Annotated in this window: 3 protein-coding genes and 1 pseudogene; 3 read left to right on the top strand and 1 reads right to left on the bottom strand. The window is 54.3% G+C overall.

Features of this window, described 5'->3' with window-relative positions:
* A pseudogene (locus AB5Y90_RS02160) lies at window positions 1-182 on the top strand (IS4 family transposase); the annotation flags it as partial.
* On the opposite strand, the gene AB5Y90_RS02155 reads toward AB5Y90_RS02160, so the two are convergent.
* Complete coding sequence (locus AB5Y90_RS02155; protein WP_368166493.1) at window positions 134-547, bottom strand: Sir2 family NAD-dependent protein deacetylase; 414 nt, start codon at window positions 545-547, stop codon at window positions 134-136. The pseudogene AB5Y90_RS02160 and the gene AB5Y90_RS02155 sit on opposite strands and share 49 nt — an antisense overlap.
* A 1,064-nt stretch (window positions 548-1,611) precedes the next feature.
* On the opposite strand from AB5Y90_RS02155, the gene istA reads away from it, so the two are divergent.
* Both istA and istB read left to right on the top strand, forming a co-directional pair.
* Entirely contained in the window at window positions 1,612-3,153 is a 1,542-nt protein-coding gene (gene istA, locus AB5Y90_RS02150) for an IS21 family transposase (RefSeq protein WP_059296349.1), read from the top strand.
* Between the two features lie 14 nt (window positions 3,154-3,167).
* A partial coding sequence (gene istB / locus AB5Y90_RS02145) for an IS21-like element ISAs29 family helper ATPase IstB (protein WP_368166492.1) occupies window positions 3,168-3,902 on the top strand: 735 nt, incomplete at its 3' end.

Raw genomic sequence — 3,902 nt, 5'->3', positions numbered from 1 at the left:
TAGAGAGAACGATCAAGGTCAATACCAGCAAGAGCCGAACCTATTCGTTCTTTCGGCAAGGGGTCATCTATTACCAGTTGCTACCTAAAATGAAAGAAGCCAATGCGGTCTTGTTGATGGATAAATTTATCTACTACCTGAAGCAACACCGCTTATATACCCGCACACTTGGAATTATTTGAGTCTCTAAAAATGAGGGGATCTCTGAGGTTATGACCCTAACAGTACATTTCTGTTGTAGCAGGGCTATCAGATAATGCGCTTGTGAGGGGGCGGCTTCTAACATGGTTTGACGCCGTTTGTTGTGAAAGTCCAAGAAGCCAGCCAGATCCGTACTCATGCTACTAGCGTGGGAATAGCGCCAGTTCTTATGATTACGCCAAATACCTTCACTTCTAAACGTGGGCACACCGCTTTCCGCTGACAAACCCGCCCCAGTAAAGAAGAGGATTGTGGGATGGTAGTGTTGGCCCGTTATCGCGGCTTGTACTTTTTTTTCTCTATGACGGCGCTGATGTCTTCGAGCACGGGAAGCTATTGGTTGCATACGACCACCTTTCGTTATGGCACGACCAGTCCACCCGATTGATTTGTTCCTGAACCAGGGGGGTTGGGGTCACACCTCATTGCTATGTTTCTGCTCACCTCATCGAGGTAAGAATGAGGGGGAGCGGCAGTTACCAGTTGAGATCAAACAAGCTGCGACTAATGGATGTAATTGCACTAGCAGACCTGGCACTTTGTTTACTGATGGGCTCGCTATGCATGAAAAACCAGTAGCGGTACTCCTGAGCAAAATGGTCACTTGCCTGCAAAACCGGTTCCCGGTAATCGCGTCTTATGCGCTCTGTTATGACCCGCTGTTCATCCAGATGCAGATCTTTGAGGCCAAAGCCATGTTGTCGGACACACCAGTCGAAAACACACAAAGCGGTTAACTGGTTGTATCGCCTAAACGGCCGGATTGAACTAATCAGTTAAAACAGTTCAGCCCCTCTGGCAAAGATACAGGGATTGGCCTCCTCCCTGATTTGGTTTCGCTGCACGCGCATGATGGTCCAGTCTAGGATTTGAACCATACCCTGGGTGGTCATGGAGGGGGGTTGATCAATGGCACGACTGACGAAACGATGGATTTGCAGGACTTTTCTTGTGGAAATCATGGTTGCTTACTCACACATTATTTAGCGCAAAGCACACTCGTGTAAGGAAGGTTTAGAAGCCTTGAAATAATGTTTGAGTAGTGGAAGCCCAGTGGGTACACAGAATTTTTCATGCACTAGCGTGTGTTTTATGCAGGATTTGGAATGTATATACTGAGCGACTCGGGTTGTATTTTGAGGCAATCCCCGCCTCATACTGGGCCTTTATAGAAGATAGAGTGTGTAATTGCATATTCCGGCCGATCATGAACACCGATTCCGGTTCAACGTGAACACCATTTCCGGACCAATGTGAACGCTCATTCCGGCTCAACCTGAACACTTTGCTCCTCCTTTCCGGAAACAGTGTTCAACATCCCGGAATCACTGTTCACATTCACCGGAATCATCCTTAACGCATTGATTTAACAACCTTTGATACGCTCTCCCTTTTGCCAGGGAAGAGCCTATGTCTGCCAAGAGGATTGCAATGCGTAAAATTCGTGAAGTGCTGCGACTGCGGCTGGAAGCTGACCTCTCTGTTCGCCAGATAAGTTGCTGCACCAAGGTCAGCGTTGGCTCCATCCAGAAACTCCTCAAAAGTGCCCAGACGCTCGGCCTGACCTGGCCCTTACCTAGCCAGCTTGATGATGGCCAACTGGCGGCCCTGTTCTATCCGCAGGCCGATACCACCATCTCGGCCCGCCATGTTGTACCGGATTGGCCCTCTGTCCATCAGGAGCTCAAGCGTAAGGGGGTCTCCAAACAACTGCTCTGGGAGGAGTACACCCAGCGCTATCCCAACAGCTGTTACAGCTACTCCCAGTTCTGCGACCGTTACAAATCCTGGTGTCAGTTGCAAAAGCGCTCCATGCGCCAGATCCACAAGGCGGGGGAAAAGCTCTTTATCGACTACTGCGGGCCCACGGTGCCCATCGCCTCGCCCTCCACGGGGGAGGTCCGTCAGGCCCAGATCTTTGTCGCCGTGCTTGGTGCGTCCAACTACACCTTTGCCGAGGCTACCTGGTCACAGTCACTGCCGGACTGGTTGCAAAGCCATGTCCGTGCCTTTGAGTTTTTCGGCGGTACACCTGCACTGCTGATCCCCGACAACCTCAAAAGCGGTGTCAGCAAGGCTTGCCGATACGATCCCGAGCTCAACCCCAGCTACCAGCAGTTGGCCGAGCACTATCAGGTGGCAGTGATGCCAGCTCGCCCTTACAAGCCCAAGGATAAAGCCAAGGCTGAGGTGGGTGTGCAGATCGTCGAGCGCTGGATCCTCGCCCGCTTGCGCCACCAGACCTTTTTCTCGCTGGCCGAGCTCAACCAGTGCATCCGGGCCTTGCTGGACGAACTCAACGAGCGCCCGTTCAAGCAACTGCCCGGTAACCGGCGCGAGGCGTTTGAGCAGTTGGACCGCCCGGCGCTGGGACCACTGCCGGTGCATCCCTATCGCTATGTCGCCATCAAAACGGTCAAGGTCAACATCGACTATCACGTCAGCTATGAGCAGCACCACTACTCGGTGCCACACCAGTATGTGGGCCAGCAACTGGAGCTCCATGCTGGCGACACTTTGCTTCAGGTCTATCACCAGCAACAGCTGGTCGCGAGCCATCCGCGTAAAACCATCCCGGGGATGAGCACGATCCCGGAGCACATGCCGGAACGCCACAGCAAGCAGCAACGCTGGACGCCAGGCCGTCTCAAGCAGTGGGCTGCTGATATCGGACCGGGCACCTTGTGCTGGGTGAGCGAACGGCTGGAAGAGAAAGCCCATGTCGAGCAGGCATACCGACTCTGCCTGGGGCTACTGAGTCTTAGCCGGGAGTATCCGCCATCACGGGTCGAGGCCTGCTGTCAGTTGGCTAATCGGGAAGGACTGGTGCGACTCAAACAGCTCAAGTCGGTGCTGACCAGTGGCCGCGACCAACTGCCCGAAAGCCCGCTGAGCTACCCAGAGTTACCGCAAGAGCACGAGAACATCCGTGGCCCCCAGAGCTTCCACTAAAGAGGATACGCCCCATGACCCAACAAACCCTGACCCGCCTGAGAAACCTGAAACTGACCGGCATGGCGGATGCAGTGCAACAACAACTGGAACAGGCCAGTACCTACGAAGGGCTGCCCTTCATCGAGCGTCTAAGCCTGCTGGTCGAACACGAACAACTGAGCCGGGAGCAACGTAAACAAGCTCGGCTAGTCAAGCAGGCGCGGCTCAAACTCCAAGCCACGGTGCAAGAGGTGGACTACCAGTCTGCACGCAACCTGGAGCGGTCACAGGTTGCAAACCTGGCCCAAGGAGAGTGGCTGCGCCGAGGCCAGAACCTGCTCATTACCGGCCCCTGTGGCTGTGGAAAAACCTACCTGGCTTGTGCGCTGGGCTACCAAGCCTGTCAGCAAGGGCATAGCACTCGTTACTACCGGCTGCCGCGTCTGCTACTTGAGCTGAGCCAGGCCAAGGTAGATGGCAGTTACGCCAGACTGCTGGGTCAACTGGCCAGGATAGAGCTACTGGTCCTCGATGACTGGGGACTGGAAGCGGTGAATGCCGAGCAGCGCAACGCCCTGCTGGAGATCATGGATGATCGGTACGGGAAATACTCGACGGTAGTAGTCAGTCAGCTGCCAACTGAAGAGTGGTACGCGAGCTTGGGTGACAACACCCTGGCAGATGCGATCCTGGACCGGCTGATGCACAACGCTCACCGGCTGTCACTGAAGGGAGAATCGATGAGAAAGAGGAGAAGTGAGTTGACC

The organism is Aeromonas sp. R4-1 (assembly GCF_040908325.1).
Lineage (GTDB): Bacteria > Pseudomonadota > Gammaproteobacteria > Enterobacterales > Aeromonadaceae > Aeromonas > Aeromonas veronii.
Note: the sequence above shows the minus strand (reverse complement) of the source record. Positions and strands in the feature narration are given on the sequence as shown.